Genomic DNA, 22,933 nt, shown 5'->3' with positions numbered 1-22,933 from the left:
ATGACTCTAGGTGCCCTCCTGCCCACGCGGCGGAGAAGTCTGACAACGCGGATTGCCAATCGCATCAAGCGCAATCGACACCGACGTGCCATAGTCACGCTTGCGAGGCTTCGCGGAAGCGACTTCGCGGAATGCGCGACACGGTACATCCGCGAGTATGGGAACCGGAACGTCTCGGTCCTCTTCGATTCCGACACGGGACGCTACGTCGTCAAGGACGGGGCGGAGCATCGTTTTACGGATCCAGGGCGCCTCACCTACTACGTCGACGGTCTCGAAGCCAGAGGCGACCGATTGTTCGAGGAGTATCTTCTGGGCGCGGTTCCCTTCGAGGACGGCGACTCGGTTGTCGAGAGCGGTGCCTACGATGGCGATTTCGTTCTCGCGCTGGAAAGAACCGGGAAGCGGGTGCACCTCACCAGCTTCGAGCCATCACCCGAAAACGCCCTCACCGCACGTCTCAACCAATCGGCCCGGCCTTTCCTTCTCAGTGCGGAGACACGCCAACAAGCTCTGTGGCAGACGACCGGCGAGTCGATGGCCTTCCATCTCAAGGTGGATTCGGCCGATTCGTCGTTGATCCCGATCGAGGGCGCAGCCGGGACGATCGAAGTCGAGACCGTGCGCCTCGACGCTGCCGTGCCCCGACGGCGTCACCGGCTTCTGAAGCTGGAAGCCGAGGGTGCCGAGCCTGAGGTCCTCGCGGGGGCCGAGGGCATCCTGGACCAATTCGACTACATCTCGGCCGATCTCGGGTTCGAGCGTGGCGTCCGCCAGGAAAGCACCCTGCCCCAGGTCGTCAACTTCCTGCTCCCGCGAGGCTTCGAAGTCGTTTCGGTGGGGCTGCCGCGTCTTGTGGTGCTCTTTCGCAACTGCGCGGGTGGGCGATCATGAACGACATCGCGAAATCGCAGCCAAGCGCTGCATCGCGCGGCAGTGCACGCCTGGTGCCCGACTGGCGTGTGCACGTGGGGGCGCACAAGACGGCGACCACGCATTTCCAGGCGCTTCTTTCGGCCGCGCGGGCCCAGGCCGACGCGGCAGATGTCGCCCTGCTCTTGCAGGATAGGCTGCGCCAGCCCGCAGTGGCACTTCGCATGTGCCCCAAGGGTTGGCGGGGTTTGCGCCGTCGGCTCCGCCTTCGCCTGCGGACCGTGCGGCGGTTGCGCGCCGCTGTGGAAGGCGCTGGGCGGGTCGCGGCTTCCGAGGAGAATTTTCTGGGGTTTCCCGAGGATCTGCTGCACGGCACGTTCTACCCCGATTTGTCGGGACTGGATTTCGTCCGCCGCCTCGCCGGGCCTGACCGACTCTCGCTGTACATCTCGATCCGCGGATACGATGGTCTGATGGCGTCGACGCTCTTCGAGCTGATGCGATCTACGCCCGATGCTCGCGCGCGCTGGGAGCATGGTGTGGCCCTGCTGGTTGAAGGCGACGGCGGCTGGCCGGATCTGATGAGGCGTATCGAGCGCCGCGTGCCGGGCGCACGGCTCCACTTCTGGTGTCAGGAGCGGTATGCCGCGGACCCTGCGGGCATCGTCGCCGCGTTCCTCGGTGTGCCGGTCTCCAATCTGCCCGTGCTTGACAAGCCCGGCAGCACCCGCTCGCCCGCGGCATCCGCACTGGCGGAGGTCGAGACGCTCGATCCTGGCCTGCCCCGGCAGGAGCGCATTCGGCGCGTGGGCGAGATCTACGCCCGACATCCGGCCGACGGCGGCCCCACCCTGCTCTCGTCAGGCGATGCCGATGTCCTCGCTGCGCGCTATGAGCGCGATGTGGCGCTCCTTCGTGCGCGTTATCCCGAGCTTGGCGCCCCATGAGCGTAGGTCGTATCGCCGTTGTCGCGCTTGTGGCGCTCGCCGTGCTCGCCGGGGCGGGGCTGTTCTACCTCGAGCAGTTCCACTGGTACGACGTGCGCGAGGAGGGCCGGGGCACCGTCACGCTGACTACGGTCGACGGCACCCGCGAGATGCTCGACGTCACCGGGTTGAGCATCGCCGAGGGCGACAGTTCGCCCCTGAAATACCGTGCCTGTTTCGAGATCGACGCGACGCCGCAGGCGCTCGCCGACCGCTTCGCCCCCTATCCCGACCCCGAGCCGACCGTCGCGCCCGTGACCTTCCCCTGTTTCGAGGCCGACGCGCTCGCCTCGGCGCTGGCCGCGGGCGACGCGCTGGCCTTCATGGGGCAGGAGAACGTCACCTACGGGATCGACCGGGTGGTGGCCGTGGGCGCGGGTGGCGAGGGCTTTGCCTGGCACCAGATCAACCGCTGCGGCGCCCGCGTCTTCGACGGCGATCCGCCGCCCGAGGGCTGCCCCCCGCCGCCCGCCGACACCGAATGAGCCGCACCCCATGCCCGACCTCCTGATCGAGCTCTTCTCGGAAGAGATCCCCGCGCGGATGCAGGCCCGCGCGGCGGCCGACCTCAAGCGCCTGATGACCGACGGCATGGTCGAGGCCGGTCTGACCTATGCCGCTGCCCATGCCTTCGTCACCCCGCGCCGGCTGGCGCTGGCGGTCGAGGGGCTGGCGGCCGAAAGCCCCACGGTGACGGAAGAGCGAAAGGGGCCGAGGGCCGACGCGCCCGACAAGGCGATCGAGGGCTTCCTGCGCTCCACCGGCCTCACCCGCGACCAGCTCGAGGCGCGCGAGACGCCGAAGGGCGCTGTGCTGTTCGCGCGCATCACCCGGCCCGGCCGTCCGGCGGCCGAGATCGTGGGAGAGGTGCTCGAGGCCACGGTGCGCGGCTTTCCCTGGCCCAAGTCGATGCGCTGGGGCGGGCCGGGCCTGCCCGGCGAGGGCAGCCTGCGCTGGGTGCGGCCGCTGCACGCGATCCTGTGCCTCCTGACGACGGAGGCGGGGGCCGAGGTGGTGCCGCTGGACATCGACGGGATCGTGGCAGGCGACACCACGCGCGGCCACCGCTTCATGGCGCCCGAGCCGTTTTCGGTGACCGGCTTCGAGGACTACGCGGCGAAGCTCAAGCGCGCCTTCGTGCTGCTCGACCCCGAAGAGCGCGCCGCCACCATCCGCCACGACGCCGAGCACCTCGCTTTCGCCGCGGGGCTCGAGCTGGTGCCCGACAACGGGCTGCTGGCCGAGGTGGCGGGGCTGGTTGAATGGCCGGTCACGCTGATGGGCGAGATCGGCGCGCGCTTCCTCGACCTGCCGCCCGAGGTGCTGCAGACCTCGATGAAGGAGCACCAGAAGTTCTTTTCGCTGCGCGAGCCGGGGACGGGCCGCATCGTGCGCTTCGTCACCGTGGCGAACCGCGCGACGGAAGACGACGGCGCCACGATCCTCGCCGGCAACCGCAAGGTGCTGGCCGCCCGCCTGTCGGACGCGCTGTTCTTCTGGGAGAACGACCTGCGCGTGGCGACGGCCGGCATGGGCGCATGGCTGGACAAGCTCGCGCACGTCACCTTCGAGCGGCGCCTCGGCAGCCAGGCCGACCGCATCGCCCGCATCGCCGCGCTCGCGCGCGAGATCGCCCCGGTCGTGGGCGCCGACCCCGAGCTGGCGGAGCAGGCGGCGCAGGTCTGCAAGGCCGACCTGGCCTCGGAGATGGTCTACGAGTTCCCCGAGCTGCAGGGCACGATGGGCCGCCACTACGCCGAGGCCGCCGGCCTGCCGCCCGGGGTGGCCGCCGCCTGCGAGGAGCATTACCGCCCCCTCGGCGCCGCCGACCGGGTGCCCGAAGGGCCGGTCGCGCAGGCCGTGGCGCTCGCCGACAAGCTGGACACGCTGACCGGCTTCTGGGCCATCGACGAGAAGCCCACCGGCTCGAAAGACCCCTTCGCGCTGCGCCGGGCGGCGCTTGGAGTGATCCGCATCCTGCTCGAGACGGGCGCGCGCTGCCGCCTCGACCGGTTCTTCGAGGCGCAGCTTCTGCGCCACGGCATCCATGTCGAGGGCGTGGATGGCAAGGCGCGCGACATGCTGCACGAGATCATAGAGGGCATTGCCGAGCACGGCGTGTTCGGCGCGGCAGTGCGCACGGTGATCGAGCACTATGGCCCGGCCCACGGCCACGCCTCGGTGCAAAAGCTGGCGGAACAGGTGCCCGGCGCCTCCGACGACCTCCTCTCCTTCTTCCACGACCGCCTCAAGGTCCACCTGCGCGACGAGGGCATCCGGCACGACGTGATCGACGCCTGCCTGTCGATGGAGGGCGCCGACGATCTGGCCGACGTGACCGCTCGCGCCCGCGCGCTGCAGGCCGAGATCGGCACCGAGGAGGGCGAGAACCTGATCCAGGGCTTCAAGCGCGCCGCCAACATCCTCGCCCAGGCCGAGGCGGCCGACGGGGTGGCCTACGAGTTCGGCCCCGACCCCAAATTCGCCGAGACTGAGGAAGAGCGCGCGCTGTTCGCCGCGCTCGACGCCGCCGACGCCCGCATCTCCCCGGCGCTCGCCGCCGAGGACTATGCCGGGGCGATGGCGGCAATGGCCGCCCTGCGCGCGCCTATCGACGCCTTCTTCGAGGCGGTGCAGGTCAACACCGACAACCCCATCGTGCGCCGCAACCGGCTGAACCTGCTGCACCGCATCCGCGAGACCTGCCTGCAGGTCGCCGACCTGACGAAGCTCGAGGGGTGAGCGGCCTGCGCGCCGAGCGCCCGAGCCGCGAGGCGAGGCCCCCCGCCCGGCCCGTCGCGAAGAGGGGCCGGCGGCCGCACGGTGACGGGTGGTGCGCAGCACTACCGGCGGCAACGCCTTTGGAAAGGCGTTGAACGCGCGTTCCGACGCGCGTTGAAGGCGTTTCGAAACGCCTTCCCCCCGCCCTGCGGAACGTGCCACATCGCTTCCATGCACACCGACCGCCCTACACTCGGCATCGCCCTGATGCTGCTGTTCTGCCTGCTGGCGCCGCTCGCCGACGCGCTTGCCAAGATGCTGGGTGCAGCGGTGCCGCTGCTGCAGGTCGTCGCCGTGCGCTTCGTGGCGCAGGCGGTGCTGCTCGTGCCGCTGGTGCTGGCGCTCGGCGGCGTGCTGCGCGTGCCGCGGGGGCTCTGGCCCGTGGTGGTGCTGCGCACGCTTCTTCACGTCGTCGGGATCGCGCTGATGTTCCTGAGCCTGCGCTTCCTGCCCCTGGCCGACGCCATCGCCATCGCCTACGTCATGCCCTTCCTCGTGCTGCTCGCGGGTGGCCTCGTGATGGGCGAAGAGGTCGGGTGGCGCCGGGCGCTCGCCTGCGCGGCGGGGTTCGCGGGCACGCTCATGGTGCTGCAGCCCTCGCTGCGCGAGGTGGGCGCGCCGGCGCTTCTGCCGCTCGGCGTCGCGATTGCCTTTGCCGCGTTCATGCTGCTGACCCGGCAGGTCGCCCGCGCCGTCGCGCCGCTGGACTTGCAGGCGGTGAACGGCCTGATCGGCTCGGCCTTCCTCGTGCCGCTCGCCCTCCTTGCCGAGGGCAGCGGCCACCCCGAGCTCGACCCGGTGATGCCCGACGCTCGCGCGCTCTGGCTCTTGGCCGGGATCGGCGCGATCGGCACGCTCGCGCACCTCGCGCTCACCTGGTCGCTGCGATTCGCGCCCGCCGCCACGGTCGCGCCGATCCAGTATCTCGAGATCCCGTTCGCCGTGCTGCTTGGGCTCTTGCTGTTCGCCGAGCTGCCGGGGCCGCTCTCCTTCGCCGGGATCGCGGTGGTGATGGCGGCGGGCCTCGTCATCATCCTGCGGGAGCAGCGCCTCGCCGCCAGAGCGGCGCGGCCCGCAGCGCCGCCACCGCAGATCCCAGGGCCGCCCGCGGCATGATCACCAGCATCCCCGGCCGGGCGAAGGCAAGGCGGACCGACGTCGCCCCCTCCGCCACCCGGTTGGAGGTGCCGTGCAGGCCGGCCGGGGCCATCGGCAGCCCCGCGATGGGCCAGTGCAGCCCCTCCGACACGCCCGACACCGGCGCGAGCGGGAAAAGCGAGACGCGCGTGCCCGGCGCGGCGGCGACCTCGATCTCGGGCGGCGCCGCGAACACCACGTCGCCCTCGCCCAGCAGCAGGCACGGCAGGTGGCGGTGCCGCACCAGCGCCGAAAGGTTGGCGAGCTGGTGATCGGCGCGCGCGCCCATGAAGCCTACCCCCACCGCCACCGGGCCGGCGACCGAGCGCAGAACCTTGTCGAAGTCGGTGCTGTCCTGTTCGGTGACGCGGTGCAGCACGCCGGGTGCCAGCCGTGCCTGGTCGCCGGGGGCGAGCGAATCCATGTCGCCGATCACCCTGAGCGGCATGTGGCCGGCAGCGAGCGCCGCGGCCGCGCCGCTGTCGGCCGCGACGAGGTCGGGCGCTTGGGTGAGCGCGGCCTCGAGATCGCCCGGCCCCAGCGCCCCTCCACCAAGCAGGGTCAGCCCGCGCGTACTCTCGACCAGCCTCGGCTCCATCGCCCGCCTCTCTTCCCCGTGGATCCCCGGAGGAACACCACAATTTCGCCATGAAATGATACCTTTAATTTCTTGGTTCCGTTCTCATCCACGAACCAATGCGTGGTAAATCCTTCTGGAAGGCCCACAATCGAACGAGCGAGGCGATGGTTGGATCGAACAAGGTACTGACGGTGTCCTACGGGACCTTTTCCTGCACGCTGGAAGGGTTCGACGACTCGTTCGGAACGATGAAGGCCATCGCGGAGTATTTCCGCGACCTGGCCGCCGACGACCGCTACTTCGGGGCCGAGCCGCCGACGCCGGATGCCGAGATGCTGCAGCGGATCGCCGAGCGCGAGATCCGGCGCCGCGTCGAGGCGCAGGTGAGCGATCGCGGTATCCTGTTGCGCCCGCAGACCGAGGAGGGGGCCGCCGCCGCCCGCGAGGAGGTGGCGCCCGCCACCGCGGAGGCCGCGCCAGCGCCTGACGCGCCGGCGCCGGCCGAGACGATGGCAACGTCCGAAGCGCCCAGGCCGGCGGACGTCGAGGCGCGCGACGCCTCGCCTGCGTCGGGGCTCCGCTCCGAAGAGAGTGCCGCCGAGCCGGTGGCCGCCGCCGATGCCCTGGCCGACATGGCCGAACCGGAGGGCGAGACGCCCGAGCAAGGCACGCCAGCCCCGGAAGCGCCCGTTCGGGAGCCGGAGGTAGAGGCTGCCTCGGCCGAAGAGCCCGCAACGCCGGACATCGCCGGGACAGAGGCCGACTCCAAGGTCCTCGGGGCCGAGACGCTTGAGGCCGAGACCCTTGATGCCGAGACGGGGCGGGCCGATGCGGCCGCGAAGCAGGCCGTCGATCTGGAAACGGCCGAGGCCGAAGCGACGGAAGCCGAGACGACCGAACCCGCGGCTCCCGAACCCGCGGCCCCCGAACCCGAGGCCGTCGAACCCGAGGCCGTCGAACCCGAACCCGAACCCGAGATCGGAGAGCCAGAGACCGCGGAGGCCGGGTCCGGTGCTACGGATGCCACCGACGGAGAGATGGCCGGGGACGAGACCGGCGTCGCCGGCTGGCAGGCGCCCGAAGCCGTTTCTGTCGCCGCGCCCGCCGCTGCCGCCGTGTCGCTGGAGGAAAAACTCGCGCGCATCCGCGCCGTGGTGGGTCGCGCGCAGCAGGCCGAGCCGCCCCGCATGTCCGAGACACTCGCTCGCCTCGCTGCCGGGGATACCTCCGAGGCCGAGTTCGTCGATAGCCACGAGGGGGCCCACGACGGGGTCCATGACGGCGCCGAGGAAGCCGAGAGCATGTCCGGCGAGCGTGTCGCCTTCGAGCCCCCCGCCGCAGACGGCATGGTGCCAGAGGGCGACTCGGCAGAGACTGACTCCGAGGCCGCTCAGGCGGCGCCGGTGACCGGCTTCGCCGAGGTCGAACCTGAAGGCAGCGCGCCGGCTGCGCCCGAGACGGAAGCATTCGAGACGGCAGCACTCGAGCCGGAGGCCGAACGCGCCCCGACGGTCGCGCCGGAGGCGGAGCCCGGCTCGGTGGATGCCTTGCCCGAGGTTTACGCGCCCGCCCCGGAGCCGGCCGCGACCGGATCCGGCGAGGGCGAGTTGGCAGAGACCGACGACGCCGTGGCCGTGCCGGCGGAGAGCGTCGAGCCCGAGGCGTTCGCGCCCGAGAGCTCCTGGCCCGAGACCGCGTGGCCTGAGAGCTACGTATCCGAGGGTGACGTGCCCGGGATGCCCCACTCCGAGACAGCAGCGGCCGACGCGGTCGCACCGGGCCTCGATGACGACGAGACGTCCGTCAGAAGCATGCAGGAGCCGGCTTTCGGCCCGTCCTTGGGCGATGTGGCCGAGACCCGGGTGGATGAGTCCGCCTTCGCCGAGCCGGCCGAGGCCGACACCTCGATGGATGGTGCCGAGATCGAGGGCGAACGCACGGAGGCGCGCCCCGCCGCAGGCGAGCACGCGGACGCGCGCATGGCACAAGCGCCCGTCGAGGCAGAGGAGCCTGGCCCCGAGGCGGCCGAGGCGGACCTGGAGCATGCGGCGCAGGCCGAGAGCGACGACATGGCCGAGGGCGACGACATGGCCGAGGCCGTGGAGGAGGTCGCCCATGCAGGCATGGACGAGGCGCCGCACGCAGACGCGGACGAGGTGGAGGTGCCGCACGGCGAGCCGGCGGAACCGATCGCCAGCCGGGCCCGTGCCCGCGTCGTCCGGGTGCGCAAGGCCGATCTCGCCGCACCGCTCAGGGCCGCGCTCACCGAGGCGCGGGAGCAGGACGAGACCCCCGAGGCCGAGGAGGCGCCGATCACCGGGACCGACGAGGTGGCGGGGCCGGAGGCCGGTCTGCTCGCACCCGAGGAAGAGGCCGACCTGATGGCCGAGCTTGCCGCGCTCGAAATGGCTCCCGGCACCGGGACGTCCGACGAAACCGGCGACGCTGCGGTGCAACCCGGGGAGCGTGAGGCAGAAGGGGCCGCGCCCGACGTGGACGCCGCCGTCGCCCGGATGCTCTCCGGCATCGCCACGAGCGCGGACGCGGCGCCGAAAGCGCCTGCCGCGCCAGCGCAGCCCGATGCCACGGCGTCCGACGCGCCGGACTTCTCGTGGCTCTACGGCGACACGAACGCGGGCGCGGACACGACCGACCAGGACGAGCGCGCCGACTCCTCCGAAACATCCGACGCGACCGCCGACGAGGAGGCGCCCGTCGAGGGTGGGCGCGAGGCCGCAGAGGCCCCCGAGACCCCGGCGGCAGAGGCCGACGAGCCGGTCTCGATCCCGCGATCCGCCGCCGAGCGGATGCAGGACAGCATCTCGGCCGCGGTGAGCCGCCTGACGGGCGAGCTCGCCCGCGCCGAAAAGGCCGAGGCCGCCGCCGAACGCCGTGCGCTCGCGCTGGGGGCCAACGGGGCCGAAGAGAGCCGGGTCGAGCGCCTGCTCGACGCGACCAACTCGCGCCTCGCCGGCCCCGAACTGCGCCGCCGCCGCTCGGCCATTGCCCACCTCAAGGCCGCCGTGGCCGCGACACGCGCCGATGGCGGCCCCTCGCGCCGCGACGACGCGGAAGCGACCGAGGCCTACCGCGCCGATCTCGCCGCGGTGGTCAAGCCGCGCACCAGCCCCGTCTCGACGCCGATCTCGTTCGAGCGCGACCAGGTGGACACGCTGGAGACCGAGGAGGCTGCGGCGTCCGGTCAGGAGGAGACGGGTCTCGACGCGCCGGGTGCCGGCGATTCGGCAGAGGGCCCCCAGCACGCCGCCGACATGCCGGACATCGCCGGCGTGGCCCCTCCCCCCGCGGACGAGCCGGCCAAAGACACGATGGACCATGCGGCCGAGGCAGGCGACTCCGAGGCATCTGATCCCGGCCAGGCCGAGGCCGATCGGAACGTCTCCGAGGCCCCCTCAGCCCACGAGGCTCCCGCAGGGAACGAGGACGCGCCCGGCGACGAGGCCGTGGCTTCGGACCGGACCGAAGAGGCGCCCGCCGACCTGCCGCGCGACATGTCCGAGGGAGCGGCCGAAGCGCCGGCAGGCGCTGCCGCTAAGGCGGGTGATACCGAGGCTGAGACGCAGCAGGACGACGGTCACGACGAAGGCCGGCCGGGTGCCGGGATCGCGCCGCGCCGTCCCGTCCGTCCGCAGCGCCCGGCGATCGCCGCGGCGGGCAGCCTGCGCCGCCGCCCGGTTCAGGGCGACCAGCCGCGCCCGCGCGTCGCGCCGCTGATGCTGGTCTCGGAGCAGCGGATCGACGAGAGCGACGGCGAGCCGCACGACGATGTGGCGGCGTCCGCGTCCCAGGTGACCGAGGAGCAGGGCGATGCCGGCCCCGTGCGGCCGCGCCGCGTGACGCGCGGTCGCCTCGCGCTCGACCTCGATCGTGGCGCGTCGGCGACGGTGAGCGGAGGCACGGTGAGCGACGGCGCGGACGCGCCCGAGACCGCGCCCCAGGGCATGTCGGGCGCCGGCATGGTCAAGACCGACGAGGAGGCCGCCGGCCACTTTGCCGACAGCACCGCCTTCGCCGACTTCGCCGACCGCATGGGCGCCGAGGGGCTGGCCGACCTGCTGGAATGCGCCGCCGCCTACACGGCCTATGTCGAGGGGCGGCCCCACTTCTCGCACCCGCAGCTGATGCGCGCGGTCCGCGAGGGGATCGAGGGGCAGGAGGATCTGAGCCGCGAGGAGAGCCTGCGCACCTTCGGCCAGCTCCTGCGGCAGGGCAAGATCCGCAAGGTGAGCCGGGGACAATTCACGATATCGAAATCGTCCCGTTATACGCCCGAGGCACGCCAGGTCGCCAACTGAGCGGCAGGCGCGAGTTCGGGTAACGAGTGCCGGGCGGCGGGGTTCCCGTCGCCCGTTCGCTTGCCCGGGCGGGCGGGGTCAGCCCCGTCCGCCGCCCTGCTGCCCCCCGCCTGCGCCGCCCTCGTCGTCAGGCGCGTCGGGGTCGGCCTTGCCCACGCCCAGAAACACCCGTCGGAAGGGCAACGCCCAGGCGATGCCGAGCACGAGGTAGATCAGCGCCTCGAGCAGGATCGGCTGCCGGCCGTAGGTCGCGTCGAGCCAGTTCATGAAGGTGACGGCAACGACGACGTAGGCCGGCATGACGACCAGCAGGACGACGAGCGACCAGCGCTTGCGAGCTTTGTAGGACAGGGCCATGCGGCTCCGGTGCGGTGCGTTCGGGGGCGCCCCGCGCCCGCGGAGCGCCCGGTTGCGGGCAGGGTCAGCCGGCGAACGGGTCGGTCACCAGTATGGTATCCTCCCGCTCGGGCGACGTGGAGAGTAGGGCCACCGGGCAGCGGATCAACTCCTCCACCCGGCGGACATACTTGACCGCGGCTGCCGGGAGGTCGGCCCAGGAGCGGGCGCCGGCGGTGCTCTCCTGCCAGCCCTCCATCCACTCGTAGACCGGCTCGACCCGCGCCTGCGCGTCAGCGGCGGTCGGCAGGTAGTCGAGCGTGCGGCCGTCGAGGCGGTAGCCGGTGCAGATCGCCAGCCGCTCGAACCCGTCGAGCACGTCGAGCTTGGTCAGCGCGATGCCGTTGACGCCCGATGCGGCGCAGGTCTGGCGCACGAGCACCGCGTCGAACCAGCCGCAGCGGCGCTGCCGGCCGGTGACCGTGCCGAACTCGTGGCCGCGCTCGCCGAGGCGCTGGCCGTCCGCGTCGTCGAGCTCGGTGGGGAAGGGCCCTTCGCCCACCCGCGTCGTGTAGGCCTTGACGATCCCGAGCACGAAGTCGATCGCGCCGGGGCCGAGGCCGGTGCCCGTGGCGGCCATGCCGGCCATCGTGTTGGACGAGGTGACGAAGGGGTAGGTGCCGAAATCGATGTCGAGCAGCGCGCCCTGCGCCCCCTCGAACAGGATACGCTTGCCGGCGCGTCGGGCATGGTCGAGCTCGCGCCAGACGGGGCGGGCGAAGGGCAGGATGCGCGGGGCGATCTCTTCCAGCCGGGCCACGAGGGCTTCGCGGTCGACCGGGTCGAGCCCCAGCCCGCGGCGCAGCGCGTCGTGGTGGACGAGCAGGCGGTCGACGCGCGCCTGCAGCGTCGCGGAATCGGCGAGGTCGGCCACGCGGACGACGCGGCGGCCCACCTTGTCCTCGTAGGCGGGGCCGATGCCGCGGCCGGTTGTGCCGATCTTTGCGACGCCGGTCTGCGCCTCGCGCGCGCGGTCGAGTTCGCCGTGGACGGGCAGGATAAGGGGCGCGTTCTCGGCGATCATCAGTGTGTCGGGCGTCACCTCTACCCCCTGGCCGCGCAGCCGCTCGATCTCCTCGATCAGGGCCCAGGGGTCGAGCACGACGCCGTTGCCGATGACCGACAGCTTGCCCCTTCGGACGATGCCGGAGGGCAGGAGCGACAGCTTGTAGACCTCGCCGTCGATCACCAGCGTGTGGCCGGCATTGTGGCCGCCCTGGAAGCGGGCGATCACGTCGGCCCGCTCCGACAGCCAGTCGACGATCTTGCCCTTGCCCTCGTCGCCCCACTGGGCGCCCACGACCACCACGCTCGCCATTGCCGTCTCTCCCTCGGCCGAACCGGCCGCGTCTATAGCGGCAGGGGCGCGCGGGCGAAACCGGGATTGCGAGGGCGCCGCGGCCCGCCCGGCCGACCGGCACGCCCCACCCGCCCGCCCTTGCGCGCCGCTCGGCCGGGCGGGCCGCGGCGCAGGGGATCGGCGCGAGTGGATCGCGACGGGGGGCCGCTGGCACGGGCTGGACAATCGGGCGCAGGCGGGTCACCTCGGCCCCGACAGACACGGGAGCCCGCGAATGAACATCGACCTTCTGAAACGCCTCTGCGAAACGCCCGGCGTGCCGGGCCACGAGCACCGCGTGCGCGCCCTGATCGAGGAGGAGATCGCCGGCCTGTTCGACCACGTGGAGACCGACCCGATGGGCTCGCTGCTGTGCCGGCGCGACGCGCGCGGCGGCGGGGACGCGCCGGCGAAGGTCATGCTGCTGTGCCACATGGACGAGATCGGCTTCCTCGTCAGCCATGTCGGCGAGAAGGGCTTCGCCTACGTGCAGCCGGTGGGCGGGTTCGACCCGCGCAACCTGTTCTCGCGGCGGGTGCTGGTGTGCACCGAGGGCGGCGATCTGAAGGGCGTGATGAATCCCGGCGGCAAGCCCGTCCATATCTCCAGCCCCGAGGACCGCAAGAAGGTGCCGGAGCTGTCGGAGTTCTTCGTCGATACCGGCCTCGGCGCGGCGGCGCAGGAGCGGATCGCCGTGGGCGACATGGTGGTGATGGACGAGCCGCTGGTCGAGATGGGCGACAAGGTGGTGTCGAAGGCGCTCGACAACCGCATCGCCTGCTGGCTGGGGATAGAGGCGCTCCGCGCGCTGGGCGATGCGGCCAACAAGGCCGAGATCCACGTCGCCTTCACCAGCCAGGAAGAGGTGGGGCTGCGCGGCGCCCGCACTGCCGCCTACCGGGTGAAGCCTGATATCGGCATCGGGGTCGACACGACGCTGGCCTGCGACACGCCCGGCGTGCCCGAGCAGGACCGCACGACCGAGCAGGGCAAGGGCTTCGGCCTGCACGTGCGCGACGGCTCGTTCATCGCCGACCGGGGTCTGGTGGCCGAGATCGCGGCGCTGGCCGAGGCCGAGGGCATCCCGTTCCAGCGCACGATGCTGCGCTCGGGCGGGCAGGACGGTGCGGCCGCGCAGCAGGCCGCGGCGGGTGCCCGCGCCGTGGGGATCGTGGTCGGCACGCGCTACATCCACACGGTGACCGAGATGATCCACAAGACCGACCTCGCCGCGGCGCGCGACATCCTCGCCGCCTATCTGCGGCAGGCGGGCTGAGGCCGGACGCTCGCCGCCGCGCGCCGGGTTCATGCCTTGCGCGGGGCGGCGAAAGGGCCTAGGTGCGCGCGCATGGCAAACGTCATCCTCATCGTCCATCTCCTGCTCGCGCTCTCGCTGATCGCGGTGGTCCTGCTCCAGCGCTCCGAGGGGGGCGGCCTCGGCATGGGCGGCGGGGGCGGCGTGATGTCGGGCCGTCCGCCCGGCACGCCGCTCGGCAAGGTCACGTGGGCGCTGGCCATCGCCTTCATCGGCACCTCGATCACGCTGACGATCCTCGCGGCCGCCGGCGGCGAAGGGGCCAGCGTGGTGGACAGGCTGCAACCGGCTCCCTCTGGCGAGGTCGACGCACCGGCGCTGCCCTCGGGCGAAGAGCTGCTGCCGCCGTCGGTCGACGGCGCCCTCGACGCGCCGCTGGTGCCGCAGGCGGCCGAGTAAGGGCCGCAGGCGACAGGGTGATCTGCCCCACGATCTGGGGATGACAGGCAACGGGGCCGCAGGATGTTGGGGGGAGCAATTGCGCCCCTCCCCCGAATCTCCTATAGCTTGAATCCCGTGGCAGGGTGGGCCGCAGCGCCGCCCGACCGCTTGTCAGAATGGTGCGCGACTCCGGCCGGGGGTCGCGCGGCGCGGCGCACACGGGGGCCCATGGCACGCTTCATCTTCATCACCGGCGGGGTCGTCTCGTCGCTCGGCAAGGGGCTTGCCTCTGCCGCGCTGGGCGCGCTCCTTCAGGCGCGCGGCTTCACCGTGCGGCTGCGCAAGCTCGACCCCTACCTCAATGTCGATCCCGGCACGATGTCGCCCTTCGAGCACGGCGAGGTCTTCGTCACCGACGACGGCGCCGAGACCGACCTCGACCTCGGCCATTACGAGCGGTTCACGGGGGTGGCGGCGCGGGCGACCGACAGCGTGTCGTCGGGGCGCATCTATTCAAATGTGCTCGAGAAGGAGCGGCGCGGCGACTACCTGGGCAAGACGATCCAGGTGATCCCGCACGTCACCGACGAGATCAAGGAGTTCATCCGCATCGGCGAGGACGAGGTCGACTTCATGCTGTGCGAGATCGGCGGCACGGTGGGCGACATCGAGGGCCTGCCCTTCTTCGAGGCGATCCGCCAGTTCGCGCAGGAGAAGGAGCGGGGGCAATGCATCTTCATGCACCTGACGCTCCTGCCCTACATCCGCGCCTCCGGCGAGCTCAAGACCAAGCCCACCCAGCACTCGGTGAAGGAGCTGCGCTCGATCGGCATCGCGCCCGACGTTCTGGTGTGCCGGTCGGAGGGTCCGATCCCGCAGAAGGAGCGCGAGAAGCTGGCGCTGTTCTGCAACGTGCGGCCCGAGGCGGTGATCGCGGCGCAGGATCTCGCCACGATCTACGAGGCGCCGCTGGCCTATCACCGCGAGGGGCTCGACCAGGCGGTGCTCGACGCCTTCCGCATCTCGCCCGCCCCCCGGCCCGACCTGCGCCGGTGGGAGGACGTGGCAGAGCGCATCCACCGCGCCGAGGGCGAGGTGCGCATCGCCATCGTGGGCAAGTATACCGACCTCGAGGATGCCTACAAATCCATCGCCGAGGCGCTCACCCACGGCGGCATGGCCAACCGCGTGCGGGTGAAGGCCGAGTGGATCGACGCCGAGATCTTCGAGCGCGAGGATCCCGCGCCGCACCTCGAGCGGTTCCACGCCATCCTCGTGCCCGGGGGCTTCGGAGAGCGGGGCACGGAGGGAAAGATCAGGGCGGCCGAGTTCGCGCGCACCCGCAAGGTGCCCTATTTCGGCATCTGCCTCGGCATGCAGATGGCCGTGATCGAGGCCGCCCGCCACTTGGGCGAGATGCCCGACGCCGGCTCGGAGGAGTTCGACCACGAGGCAGGCGGCAAGCGATTCACGCCCGTCGTCTACCACCTGAAGGAATGGGTGCAGGGCAACGAAAAGGTGACGCGCGCACCGACCGACGCCAAGGGCGGCACGATGCGTCTGGGCGCCTACGACGCGCATCTGAAAGAGGGCAGCCGGGTCGCGCAGATCTACGGCACCACGCGGATCGACGAGCGTCACCGCCACCGCTACGAGGTCGACATCCGCTACCGCGCGGCGCTGGAGGAGCAGGGCCTGGTGTTCTCCGGCATGTCGCCCGACGGGCGCCTGCCCGAGATCGTCGAGCATGCCGACCACCCGTGGTTCGTCGGCGTCCAGTTTCACCCCGAGCTGAAGTCGAAGCCCTTCGCGCCCCACCCGCTCTTCGCGGATTTCATCCGCGCCGCCGTCGAGATGAGCCGCCTCGTGTGAGGGCACAGCATGCATGCCGTCCCGCGGGGGATGGCCCGCTCGGCGGCATCGCTCGCCGGCATGTCCGGCCCAGAGACGTGAGCAAGGCCCTGTTCTTCTTCTTGCTCGAAGTATCCCCGCCGGAGGCCGGCGCCCGGCACGGGCGCCCACGCCAGGAAATGCGCCGCAAGGCGCTCCGCATGATGGCCGCCGATCAGAACTCGAGCACGAAGGCCCGGCGCACGCCGATCGACACGGTGCCCTGATCGCGCGCGCCCTGCTGCACGATGGGGCTGTCGGCCGCGTCGTCCTGGAACTGGTCCCACCGCGCGCGGCCCTCTAGCCACCACTGCTCGCCGAGCCGATAGGTGGCGATCACCTCGACGCCCGCACGCAGAAGGCCGCCCTCGGGGTCGTATTCGGCCAGCCCGCTCGCGGCGGCTTCGTCGGCGGTGACGCCGAAATAGGTGTCGGTGTAGTCGTTGGTGCCGAACAGCAAGCGCGGGCCGATCCGCAGGGCGAAATTGTCGGCCGGGCGCGTGACGTAGTAGGCGCCGAGCTCGCCAACCCAGGCCTCGCTGCCGCCGAAGCCGTAGCGGAGCTGGCCGAATGCCTCGACGCTGGGCCAGACATAGCCCACCTGCGCGCCCAGTTCGAACGTCGCGTCGATATCGTCGAGGCCGGTCAACTCGTCATGATCGGCGGCATTGCGCTCGCCGATGAAGCGGAACGACGGGCCGAAGGCGAAGCCGAGCGGCCGTTCGAGCGGGTCGTCCGACAGCTCGTCGTCGCCGCCCTCCAGCCGGCCGAAATCGAACGCGAGCACGTTGGGCCGGAACAGCGGCACGACCTCGTTCTCGTCGGCACCGTAATAGGAAGGCTGGCTCTGGACCCCCACGAGGGCGGTGAAAACGAACCGCCGCTCGCGCCCCTGCGTCGAGAGCGAGCCGTCGGCCACCGACGGCACCTCGGCGCCGAAGCTCGGGGCCGTCACGGCGGCGTCATGTCCGGCAGTCTGCTGTCCGGCAGCGGGCGCCGACATGGCAAGCGCCGCCAGGAGGGCAGAGGCCCCGGAGAGGCCGACTGTGCGAAAGGTTCGGGCGGAGCCGCGGGCAGAACGACACGTCATGCGGGAGACATGCGATGCGTCCCGGTGGAAGACAAGGGCATGGGTCATGGAACGGGACGATTCGGCGTGGCTCCGCGCCGTGTCGTTGCAAGAATGCCTTCCCCGGGGCCTTGCGGCTCCTGCCGCCGGTCTGCTCCGGGTTACCGCGCGGCTCTCATCGGCGCGGGTCGCGACCGGGACGGGCGCGCGGCCTCGCGGGTGAGCCGGTCGCCGCCGCACCGTCCGTCCCCATCCGGCCTGCCCGCCGCTTCCTTCTGGCCGAAATGCGCAGGCCGCGCCGGCGCCACGCGTCTGCCCGCTTGGCAGCGCGGGCTGCGGGCGGTAAGCGGCCCCCATGATCCAGGCTTTGCTCGACCGCCTTTTCGGCCGCTACGAGACGCCGCTCGCCGAGCTCGACGCGCGACATGCGCTCGCGGGTGTCATGGTGCGGATGGCGAAGGCCGACGGCCATTACGATGCCGCCGAGATCGCGCGGATCGACCGTATCCTGCGTGCCGCCTACGCGCTCGACCCGGTGGCCGCCGCCAAGCTCCGCGCCGAGGCCGAGCGCCTCGAAGCGGCGGCGCCGCCCGATGGCCGATTCGCCGAGGCGGTGCGCGAGCGCACGGGCAGTGACGAACGACGCGCGATCCTGGTCTCGCTGTGGCGGGTGATGCTGGCCGACGGCCATGAGGGCGCCCCGCAGAAGGCCTATCTCGCGCTTACCGCCTCCCGTCTGGGTCTGTCGCCCGACGACTGCGCCGCCGCCGAGGCCGAGGCGCGCGCCCACCCCGACCCGGCGCGCTGACCGCCCCTCTGCGCCGCCGCGGGCGTGCCGGGCCGCGCGCGTGCATCCCGCTGAAACGCCGGCCCCTGAACCGCCGGGATGCGCCGCGATGCGCCGGGTGCGCGCCGGATCGGGCCGCGATCGGCTGCGCGCGGCGGCGCGGTGCGCGGTTGGCCGGCTCGGCGGGCGCCACTATATGTGGCGCATGTTCGCAGATCTTCTCCGCCGCCTCTCGGCATCCGATCCCGACCCGCTTCCCGACCCGGACGCGCGCTGCGCCCTCACCGCGCTGCTGGTGCGGCTCGCCCGTTCCGACGGCGATTATGCCGAGAGCGAGATCGCCAGGATCGACCGCATCGTGATGGCGCGCTACGGCCTGTCGCCGTTCGAGGCCACGGCCCTCCGCCGTGATGCCGAGCAGCTCGAAGCGGAGGCGCCCGACACGGTGCGCTTCACGCGCGCCATCAAGGATGCCGTGCCCTACGAGGAACGCGAGGCGGTGCTCGAGGCCCTGTGGGACGTGGTGCTGGCCGATGGCGAACGCGACCACGAGGAAGACGGGCTGCTGCGGCTGGTGGCCAACCTGCTGGGCGTGGCCGACCGCGACAGCGCGCGCGCCCGGCAGCGGGTCGAGGCGCGCGGCGCCGGCGCCGGCTCCGAAGCAGGCTGAGGCGGCGAGGGGCCGACGGGTGATCGCCGCCCTGCCCATGTACGACGGGGCCGAGACGCGCGGCGCGACGGACCGGCTGTGGTGTGCCATCTCCGCCCGTCTGCGAGGGCGGGGGATCGCCGCCCCACGCGCCCTCACGCGCGGCGACGACCTGTGGTCGCTCTGGCGCCACCCCGACCTGCTGCTCGCGCAGACCTGCGGGCTGCCCTACCGTGCCCGTCTCCACCGGCAGGTGACACTGGTCGCCACGCCGGATTACGGCGTCGAGGGGTGCCCGCCCGGCCATTACCGCTCGGTCGTCGTGACGCGCGCCGGCGAGCGCATGCCGGCCGCTCCGCGCCTCGCCTGCAACGACCCGCTCTCGCAATCGGGCTGGGCGGCCGCGCTCGACTGGGCCGCCGCCCGCGGCGTGATCTTCCGTGCGGCGCTCGAAACCGGGGCGCACGCCGCCTCCGCCCGTGCCGTGGCCGATGGGCGGGCCGACGTTGCCGCGATCGACGCGGTGACATGGCGCCTGCTGGCCCGCGTCGAGCCGGCCGCCGCCACCCTGCAGGTGATCGACCGCACCGCCCCCCGCCCCGGCCTGCCGCTGATCGCGGGCCCGGGGCACGATCCCGCCCCGCTTGCCGAGGCGGTGGAGTGCGCCATCGCCGCGCTCGCCGCCCAAGACCGGGCCGCCCTCGGCCTTGTCGGGCTCGCACGCCTGCCCGCCGCCGCCTACCTTGCGCTTCCAATTCCGCCCGATCCCGCGGCATATGTCGCGCGAACGGGCGATCCGGCGGCCTGACAGCGCCCCTCCCCGCGCCTTACCCGTTGCATTCGGCTGCCATCCGTTCCTTACTCGCGGGCCAGCACCACCCGAGGGAGCGCGCGCCCGACCCATGCCCCACGCTGAAGCGGCCCCCATGCCAGAGCCCGACGCGTCCGCAGGTGCGCACGCTGCGCCGGCCGGGCCGCCCGTCATCGAGATTCGCGGTTTGCACAAGGCCTACGGTGCGCTCGAGGTGCTCAAGGGTGTCGACATGACCGCGCCGCGCGGTCATGTCGTGTCGCTGATCGGGTCGTCCGGCTCGGGCAAGTCGACCCTCCTGCGCTGCGCCAACCTCCTGGAAGACAGCCAGGGCGGCGAGATCCTCTTCGAGGGCGAGCCGGTGCGCTGGAAGGGCGAGGGCCACGCGCGCCGCCCCGCCGACCGCGTCCAGATGATCCGTATCCGCACGAACCTGTCGATGGTGTTCCAGCAGTTCAACCTGTGGGCGCACATGACCGTCCTGCAGAACGTGGTCGAGGCGCCCGTCACCGTGCTCGGCCACGACCGGGAAGAGGCCGAGGCGCGCGGCCGCGCCCTGCTCGACAAGGTCGGCATCGGCGACAAGGCGGGCGCATGGCCGGCCCAGCTCTCGGGCGGGCAGCAGCAGCGCGCCGCGATCGCCCGGGCACTGGCGATGGAGCCGCGCGCCCTGCTGTTCGACGAGCCGACCTCGGCGCTCGACCCCGAGCTCCAGCAGGAGGTGGTGCGCGTGATCAAGGATCTCGCCGCCGAGGAGCGCACGATGCTCCTTGTCACCCACGACATGCGGCTGGCGGCCGACGTCTCCGACCACGTCGTCTTCCTCCACCAGGGGAAGATCGAGGAGGAGGGGCCGCCCGACCGGATCTTCGGCGCGCCGGAAACGGAGCGCCTGCAGAAGTTCCTCTCCCACAGCCAATGAGGGGAGAGGGGAACCGGACCACCAGGGAGACTTGCATGACCAGACTGATCCTCACAGCCGCCGCCGCGGCCCTGATCGCCGGCGCTGCCGCCGCGCAGGACGTTGTGCGCATGGGCACCGAGGGCGCCTACCCTCCGTACAACTTCATTAACGACCAGGGCGAGGTCGACGGCTACGAGCGCGAGCTCGGCGACCTGCTCTGCGAGCGCGCCGGCCTCACCTGCGAATGGGTGACGAACGACTGGGATTCGATCATCCCCAACCTGACGTCGGGCAACTACGACACGATCATGGCCGGCATGAGCATCACCGACGAGCGCGACGAGGTGATCGACTTCACGCAGAACTACATTCCGCCCGCGGCTTCGGCCTATGCCTCGACCAATCCCGACGCCGACCTGACGGGCGGCGTGATCGCGGCGCAGGTCAACACGATCCAGGCCGCGCACGTGGCCGAATCGGGCGCCACCCTTCTGGAGTTCGCCACGCCGGACGAGACGGTGGCCGCGGTGCGCAACGGCGAGGCCGACGCGGTGTTCGCCGACAAGGACTACCTCGTTCCGATCGTCGAGGCCGATGCCGAGATGTCCTTCGTGGGCGATGACGTGGCGCTCGGCGGCGGCGTCGGCATGGGCGTCCGCGAGGGCGACGACGACCTGCGGGAGACCTTCGACACGATCCTTTCCGACCTCAAGGCCGACGGCACCCTGAACGAGCTGATCGTCAAGTGGTTCGGCGAAGAGGCGCAGGTCTACGACCTGGACGAGGTCGGCGGCAGGTGACCACCTGGCAGGGTGGCGGCGCCCACGCGCGCCGCCCCCTGCACCCGACGACGGCGGCGCGGCCCGTCACGCCGCCCCGCACCTGCCCCCGGCTTCTTCTTGCCTGAAATATCCCCGCCGGAGGCTCCCGCACGTGCAACCAGCGGCCCGCCGGGCCGGGAGGGCCGATGTTCCCCTTCTGCGAAGACCCCTCCCAGCTCGACACGCTGCCGTGGCTCGCCTGCTACCTGACCACGGGCGTGCACATGAACTTCTACGTGAGCTTCGGCACGGTGCTGCTGCTGCTCGCGATCACCGCGCCCTGCGCGCTGGCCTTCGGCTTCGCGGGCGCGGCCGCCTCGCGCTCGCGCATCCTGCCGCTGTCGCTGCTGGGCAAGGGATACACCTCGATCGTCCGGGGCGTGCCGGACATCGCCTTCTTCCTGTTCTTCGTGATCGCCCTCGACCAGGGGATCGAGTATCTCGTTCACCTCGCCCGCTGCCCGGACTGGGACGAGCCGATCCGGCAGGGCGCCAACTTCCTCGTCTGTCCCGAGGCGAAGATGCCGCCCGGCAACGCCGCGCAGGCCTGGCACGAGGCCTACAACTTCGCCCTCGCCGTATTCACCTTCGCGCTTGTCTTCGGCGCCTTCGCGGCCAACGTGCTCTACGGCGCCATGCGCGCGGTGCCGCGCGCCCAGATGGAGACGGCCGAAGCCTACGGCATGACCGACCGGCAGGCCTTCTGGCGCATCCTCGTGCCGCAGATGTGGATCTACGCGCTGCCCGGCCTGTCGAACCTGTGGATGATCCTGATGAAGGCGACGCCGCTGCTGTTCCTGCTCGGCGTCGAGGACATCGTCTACTGGGCGCGCGAGCTCGGCGCGTCCAAGACGCCGCGGTTCACGGACTACCCGCACGGCGACTGGCGCTTCTTCTACTTCCTGTTCCTGCTCGTGTTCTATCTCGGCATGACGAAGATCTCCGAGGTGGCGCTGGGGCGGCTCACGCGCAGGCTCTCGCATGGCCAGGCCACGCTGGGCGGCGAGGCGCAGCGGCGCGAGGGCGGGGACATGCAGGCCGGTGCGGGCGCATGAGCTGCGCGCAGACCGTCCAGGACTACGCCCTGCGCTCGCTCGGGATCGGCGAGCGCCTGCTGCCGCGCGGCGAGATCACGCTGTGCGAGCAGGTGGTGCTGATCGGCTCGGGCCTGATCTGGAACGTCTATTTCGGCCTCGTCGCTCTCGTCACCGGCTTCTTCCTCGCCACCGCGCTGGCCGTGGCCAAGGCCGATGCCCGCGCCTGGCTGCGCAAGCCGGCGGAGTGGTTCGTGTTCCTGTTCCGGGGCTCGCCGCTCTTCATCCAGTTCTTCCTGGCGTATTTCGGGTTCCTGTCGCTCAAGCAGGTCTCGCCGGTCTTCGACCCGCTGACCTCGGCAGCGCTCGGCGCTGCGGTCGTGCTTTTCTTCAACACCGCGGCCTATTCGGCCGAGATCTTCCATGGCGCGCTGCGCTCGGTGCCGCGGGGCGACCTGGAGGCGGCCGACGCCTACGGCCTGTCGGGCTTCGCCCGGTTCCGCCGGGTGGTGTGGCCCACGATGCTGCGGCTCGGCTGGCCCGCCTATACCAACGAGGCGATCTTCCTGTTCCACGCGACCACGCTGGTCTTCTTCTCGGGCTTCCCGGCCCGGCAGCAGCGGGGCGACGCGCTCTACTACGCGAGCTACTTCGCCGACCGGACGTTCAACCCCTTCGTGCCCTACCCGATCGTGGCCCTCTATTTCATCCTGCTGACGCTCGCGATCATTGCCGGGATGGGCGTGGTCAACCGCCACCTCAACCGCCACCTGCCGAAGGACGCGCGCGCGACCATGCGCCGGCGTCCCCAGTTCATCCGCTAGGCCCCGCAAGGGCGGGGCCGCGGCATCGGCCCGGCCCCGC

At 71.7% G+C, this 22,933-nt stretch carries 20 protein-coding genes; 16 read left to right on the top strand and 4 right to left on the bottom strand.

Annotated elements, in window-relative coordinates; all coding sequences use genetic code 11:
• The 5 genes from DLJ49_RS06265 (at nt 1) to DLJ49_RS06245 (ending at nt 5,756) form a co-directional block, all read left to right on the top strand.
• Nucleotides 1-894, top strand: a complete 894-nt coding sequence (locus DLJ49_RS06265; RefSeq protein ID WP_115392679.1) for an FkbM family methyltransferase — start codon at nt 1-3, stop codon at nt 892-894.
• On the top strand, nt 891-1,820 hold the full coding sequence (locus tag DLJ49_RS06260) for a hypothetical protein (RefSeq protein ID WP_115392678.1): 930 nt from the start codon (nt 891-893) through the stop codon (nt 1,818-1,820). The genes DLJ49_RS06265 and DLJ49_RS06260 overlap by 4 nt, the downstream gene beginning before the upstream one ends.
• Nucleotides 1,817-2,344, top strand: a complete 528-nt coding sequence (locus tag DLJ49_RS06255) for a DUF6446 family protein (protein WP_147277271.1) — start codon at nt 1,817-1,819, stop codon at nt 2,342-2,344. Before DLJ49_RS06260 ends, DLJ49_RS06255 begins: the two co-directional genes overlap by 4 nt.
• A gap of 10 nt (nt 2,345-2,354) precedes the next feature.
• Nucleotides 2,355-4,601 carry a glycine--tRNA ligase subunit beta gene (gene glyS, locus DLJ49_RS06250; RefSeq protein WP_115392676.1) on the top strand — a complete coding sequence of 749 codons (2,247 nt, stop codon included), beginning with the start codon at nt 2,355-2,357 and terminating at the stop codon, nt 4,599-4,601.
• Nucleotides 4,602-4,811: 210 nt separating this feature from the next.
• Nucleotides 4,812-5,756: a DMT family transporter gene (locus DLJ49_RS06245; RefSeq protein WP_115392675.1), complete on the top strand. Its 945-nt coding sequence runs from the start codon at nt 4,812-4,814 to the stop codon at nt 5,754-5,756.
• Here DLJ49_RS06245 and DLJ49_RS06240 read toward each other — a convergent pair.
• Nucleotides 5,671-6,375, bottom strand: a complete 705-nt coding sequence (locus DLJ49_RS06240) for a thiamine pyrophosphokinase (RefSeq protein WP_115392674.1) — start codon at nt 6,373-6,375, stop codon at nt 5,671-5,673. The two genes, DLJ49_RS06245 and DLJ49_RS06240, sit on opposite strands and share 86 nt — an antisense overlap.
• A 146-nt stretch (nt 6,376-6,521) precedes the next feature.
• Here DLJ49_RS06240 and DLJ49_RS06235 point away from each other — a divergent pair, with 146 nt between their 5' ends.
• A complete protein-coding gene (locus DLJ49_RS06235; RefSeq protein ID WP_115392673.1) occupies nt 6,522-10,673 on the top strand; it encodes a hypothetical protein in 4,152 nt (1,383 codons plus the stop codon).
• Nucleotides 10,674-10,751: 78 nt separating this feature from the next.
• Here the strand turns inward: DLJ49_RS06235 and DLJ49_RS06230 are convergent, their stop codons facing one another.
• Complete coding sequence (locus tag DLJ49_RS06230; RefSeq protein WP_115392672.1) at nt 10,752-11,030, bottom strand: DUF2842 domain-containing protein; 279 nt, start codon at nt 11,028-11,030, stop codon at nt 10,752-10,754.
• A 64-nt stretch (nt 11,031-11,094) separates the two neighbouring features.
• Nucleotides 11,095-12,387, bottom strand: a complete 1,293-nt coding sequence (locus DLJ49_RS06225) for an adenylosuccinate synthase (protein WP_115392671.1) — start codon at nt 12,385-12,387, stop codon at nt 11,095-11,097.
• Between the two features lie 256 nt (nt 12,388-12,643).
• On the opposite strand from DLJ49_RS06225, the gene DLJ49_RS06220 reads away from it, so the two are divergent.
• The 3 genes from DLJ49_RS06220 (at nt 12,644) to DLJ49_RS06210 (ending at nt 15,976) form a co-directional block, all read left to right on the top strand.
• Complete coding sequence (locus DLJ49_RS06220) at nt 12,644-13,684, top strand: M42 family metallopeptidase (RefSeq protein ID WP_115392670.1); 1,041 nt, start codon at nt 12,644-12,646, stop codon at nt 13,682-13,684.
• A 72-nt stretch (nt 13,685-13,756) separates the two neighbouring features.
• The gene (gene secG, locus DLJ49_RS06215; RefSeq protein ID WP_115392669.1) at nt 13,757-14,122 is read left to right on the top strand and encodes a preprotein translocase subunit SecG; all 366 of its coding nucleotides are present in this window, start codon (nt 13,757-13,759) and stop codon (nt 14,120-14,122) included.
• Nucleotides 14,123-14,332: 210 nt separating this feature from the next.
• A complete protein-coding gene (locus DLJ49_RS06210; RefSeq protein ID WP_115392668.1) occupies nt 14,333-15,976 on the top strand; it encodes a CTP synthase in 1,644 nt (547 codons plus the stop codon).
• A gap of 193 nt (nt 15,977-16,169) precedes the next feature.
• Here the strand turns inward: DLJ49_RS06210 and DLJ49_RS21690 are convergent, their stop codons facing one another.
• Nucleotides 16,170-16,949, bottom strand: coding sequence for a MipA/OmpV family protein (locus tag DLJ49_RS21690; protein ID WP_158547410.1), 780 nt, complete (start codon nt 16,947-16,949; stop codon nt 16,170-16,172).
• 469 nt (nt 16,950-17,418) lie between these two features.
• On the opposite strand from DLJ49_RS21690, the gene DLJ49_RS06200 reads away from it, so the two are divergent.
• The 7 genes from DLJ49_RS06200 to DLJ49_RS06170 all read left to right on the top strand — a co-directional run bounded on the left by DLJ49_RS06200 (nt 17,419) and on the right by DLJ49_RS06170 (nt 22,893).
• Complete coding sequence (locus DLJ49_RS06200; RefSeq protein WP_115392666.1) at nt 17,419-17,871, top strand: tellurite resistance TerB family protein; 453 nt, start codon at nt 17,419-17,421, stop codon at nt 17,869-17,871.
• 184 nt (nt 17,872-18,055) lie between these two features.
• Entirely contained in the window at nt 18,056-18,520 is a 465-nt protein-coding gene (locus DLJ49_RS06195; protein ID WP_115392803.1) for a tellurite resistance TerB family protein, read from the top strand.
• Between the two features lie 19 nt (nt 18,521-18,539).
• Nucleotides 18,540-19,307 carry a phosphate/phosphite/phosphonate ABC transporter substrate-binding protein gene (locus DLJ49_RS06190; RefSeq protein WP_115392665.1) on the top strand — a complete coding sequence of 256 codons (768 nt, stop codon included), beginning with the start codon at nt 18,540-18,542 and terminating at the stop codon, nt 19,305-19,307.
• A 118-nt stretch (nt 19,308-19,425) separates the two neighbouring features.
• Nucleotides 19,426-20,232: an ABC transporter ATP-binding protein gene (locus DLJ49_RS06185; RefSeq protein WP_115392664.1), complete on the top strand. Its 807-nt coding sequence runs from the start codon at nt 19,426-19,428 to the stop codon at nt 20,230-20,232.
• A 35-nt stretch (nt 20,233-20,267) separates the two neighbouring features.
• Entirely contained in the window at nt 20,268-21,014 is a 747-nt protein-coding gene (locus tag DLJ49_RS06180) for a transporter substrate-binding domain-containing protein (RefSeq protein WP_115392663.1), read from the top strand.
• A gap of 167 nt (nt 21,015-21,181) precedes the next feature.
• Nucleotides 21,182-22,090, top strand: a complete 909-nt coding sequence (locus DLJ49_RS06175; RefSeq protein WP_115392662.1) for an ABC transporter permease — start codon at nt 21,182-21,184, stop codon at nt 22,088-22,090.
• Nucleotides 22,087-22,893 carry an ABC transporter permease gene (locus DLJ49_RS06170; RefSeq protein WP_115392661.1) on the top strand — a complete coding sequence of 269 codons (807 nt, stop codon included), beginning with the start codon at nt 22,087-22,089 and terminating at the stop codon, nt 22,891-22,893. Before DLJ49_RS06175 ends, DLJ49_RS06170 begins: the two co-directional genes overlap by 4 nt.
• Nucleotides 22,894-22,933: the final 40 nt, after the last annotated feature.

The organism is Rhodovulum sp. 12E13 (genome assembly GCF_003340565.1).
Classification (GTDB): Bacteria; Pseudomonadota; Alphaproteobacteria; order Rhodobacterales; family Rhodobacteraceae; genus HLUCCA09.
Note: the sequence above shows the minus strand (reverse complement) of the source record. Positions and strands in the feature narration are given on the sequence as shown.

Excerpts from the sequence above, each read along its gene's own strand:
- DLJ49_RS06265 (WP_115392679.1), top strand. The coding sequence starts at position 1 with ATGACTCTAGGTGCCCTCCTGCCCACGCGGCGGAGAAGTCTGACAACG.
- DLJ49_RS06260 (WP_115392678.1), top strand. The coding sequence starts at position 891 with ATGAACGACATCGCGAAATCGCAGCCAAGCGCTGCATCGCGCGGCAGT.
- DLJ49_RS06255 (WP_147277271.1), top strand. The coding sequence starts at position 1,817 with ATGAGCGTAGGTCGTATCGCCGTTGTCGCGCTTGTGGCGCTCGCCGTG.
- glyS (WP_115392676.1), top strand. The coding sequence starts at position 2,355 with ATGCCCGACCTCCTGATCGAGCTCTTCTCGGAAGAGATCCCCGCGCGG.
- DLJ49_RS06245 (WP_115392675.1), top strand. The coding sequence starts at position 4,812 with ATGCACACCGACCGCCCTACACTCGGCATCGCCCTGATGCTGCTGTTC.
- DLJ49_RS06240 (WP_115392674.1), bottom strand. The coding sequence starts at position 6,375 with ATGGAGCCGAGGCTGGTCGAGAGTACGCGCGGGCTGACCCTGCTTGGT.
- DLJ49_RS06235 (WP_115392673.1), top strand. The coding sequence starts at position 6,522 with ATGGTTGGATCGAACAAGGTACTGACGGTGTCCTACGGGACCTTTTCC.
- DLJ49_RS06230 (WP_115392672.1), bottom strand. The coding sequence starts at position 11,030 with ATGGCCCTGTCCTACAAAGCTCGCAAGCGCTGGTCGCTCGTCGTCCTG.
- DLJ49_RS06225 (WP_115392671.1), bottom strand. The coding sequence starts at position 12,387 with ATGGCGAGCGTGGTGGTCGTGGGCGCCCAGTGGGGCGACGAGGGCAAG.
- DLJ49_RS06220 (WP_115392670.1), top strand. The coding sequence starts at position 12,644 with ATGAACATCGACCTTCTGAAACGCCTCTGCGAAACGCCCGGCGTGCCG.
- secG (WP_115392669.1), top strand. The coding sequence starts at position 13,757 with ATGGCAAACGTCATCCTCATCGTCCATCTCCTGCTCGCGCTCTCGCTG.
- DLJ49_RS06210 (WP_115392668.1), top strand. The coding sequence starts at position 14,333 with ATGGCACGCTTCATCTTCATCACCGGCGGGGTCGTCTCGTCGCTCGGC.
- DLJ49_RS06200 (WP_115392666.1), top strand. The coding sequence starts at position 17,419 with ATGATCCAGGCTTTGCTCGACCGCCTTTTCGGCCGCTACGAGACGCCG.
- DLJ49_RS06195 (WP_115392803.1), top strand. The coding sequence starts at position 18,056 with ATGTTCGCAGATCTTCTCCGCCGCCTCTCGGCATCCGATCCCGACCCG.
- DLJ49_RS06185 (WP_115392664.1), top strand. The coding sequence starts at position 19,426 with ATGCCAGAGCCCGACGCGTCCGCAGGTGCGCACGCTGCGCCGGCCGGG.
- DLJ49_RS06180 (WP_115392663.1), top strand. The coding sequence starts at position 20,268 with ATGACCAGACTGATCCTCACAGCCGCCGCCGCGGCCCTGATCGCCGGC.
- DLJ49_RS06175 (WP_115392662.1), top strand. The coding sequence starts at position 21,182 with ATGTTCCCCTTCTGCGAAGACCCCTCCCAGCTCGACACGCTGCCGTGG.
- DLJ49_RS06170 (WP_115392661.1), top strand. The coding sequence starts at position 22,087 with ATGAGCTGCGCGCAGACCGTCCAGGACTACGCCCTGCGCTCGCTCGGG.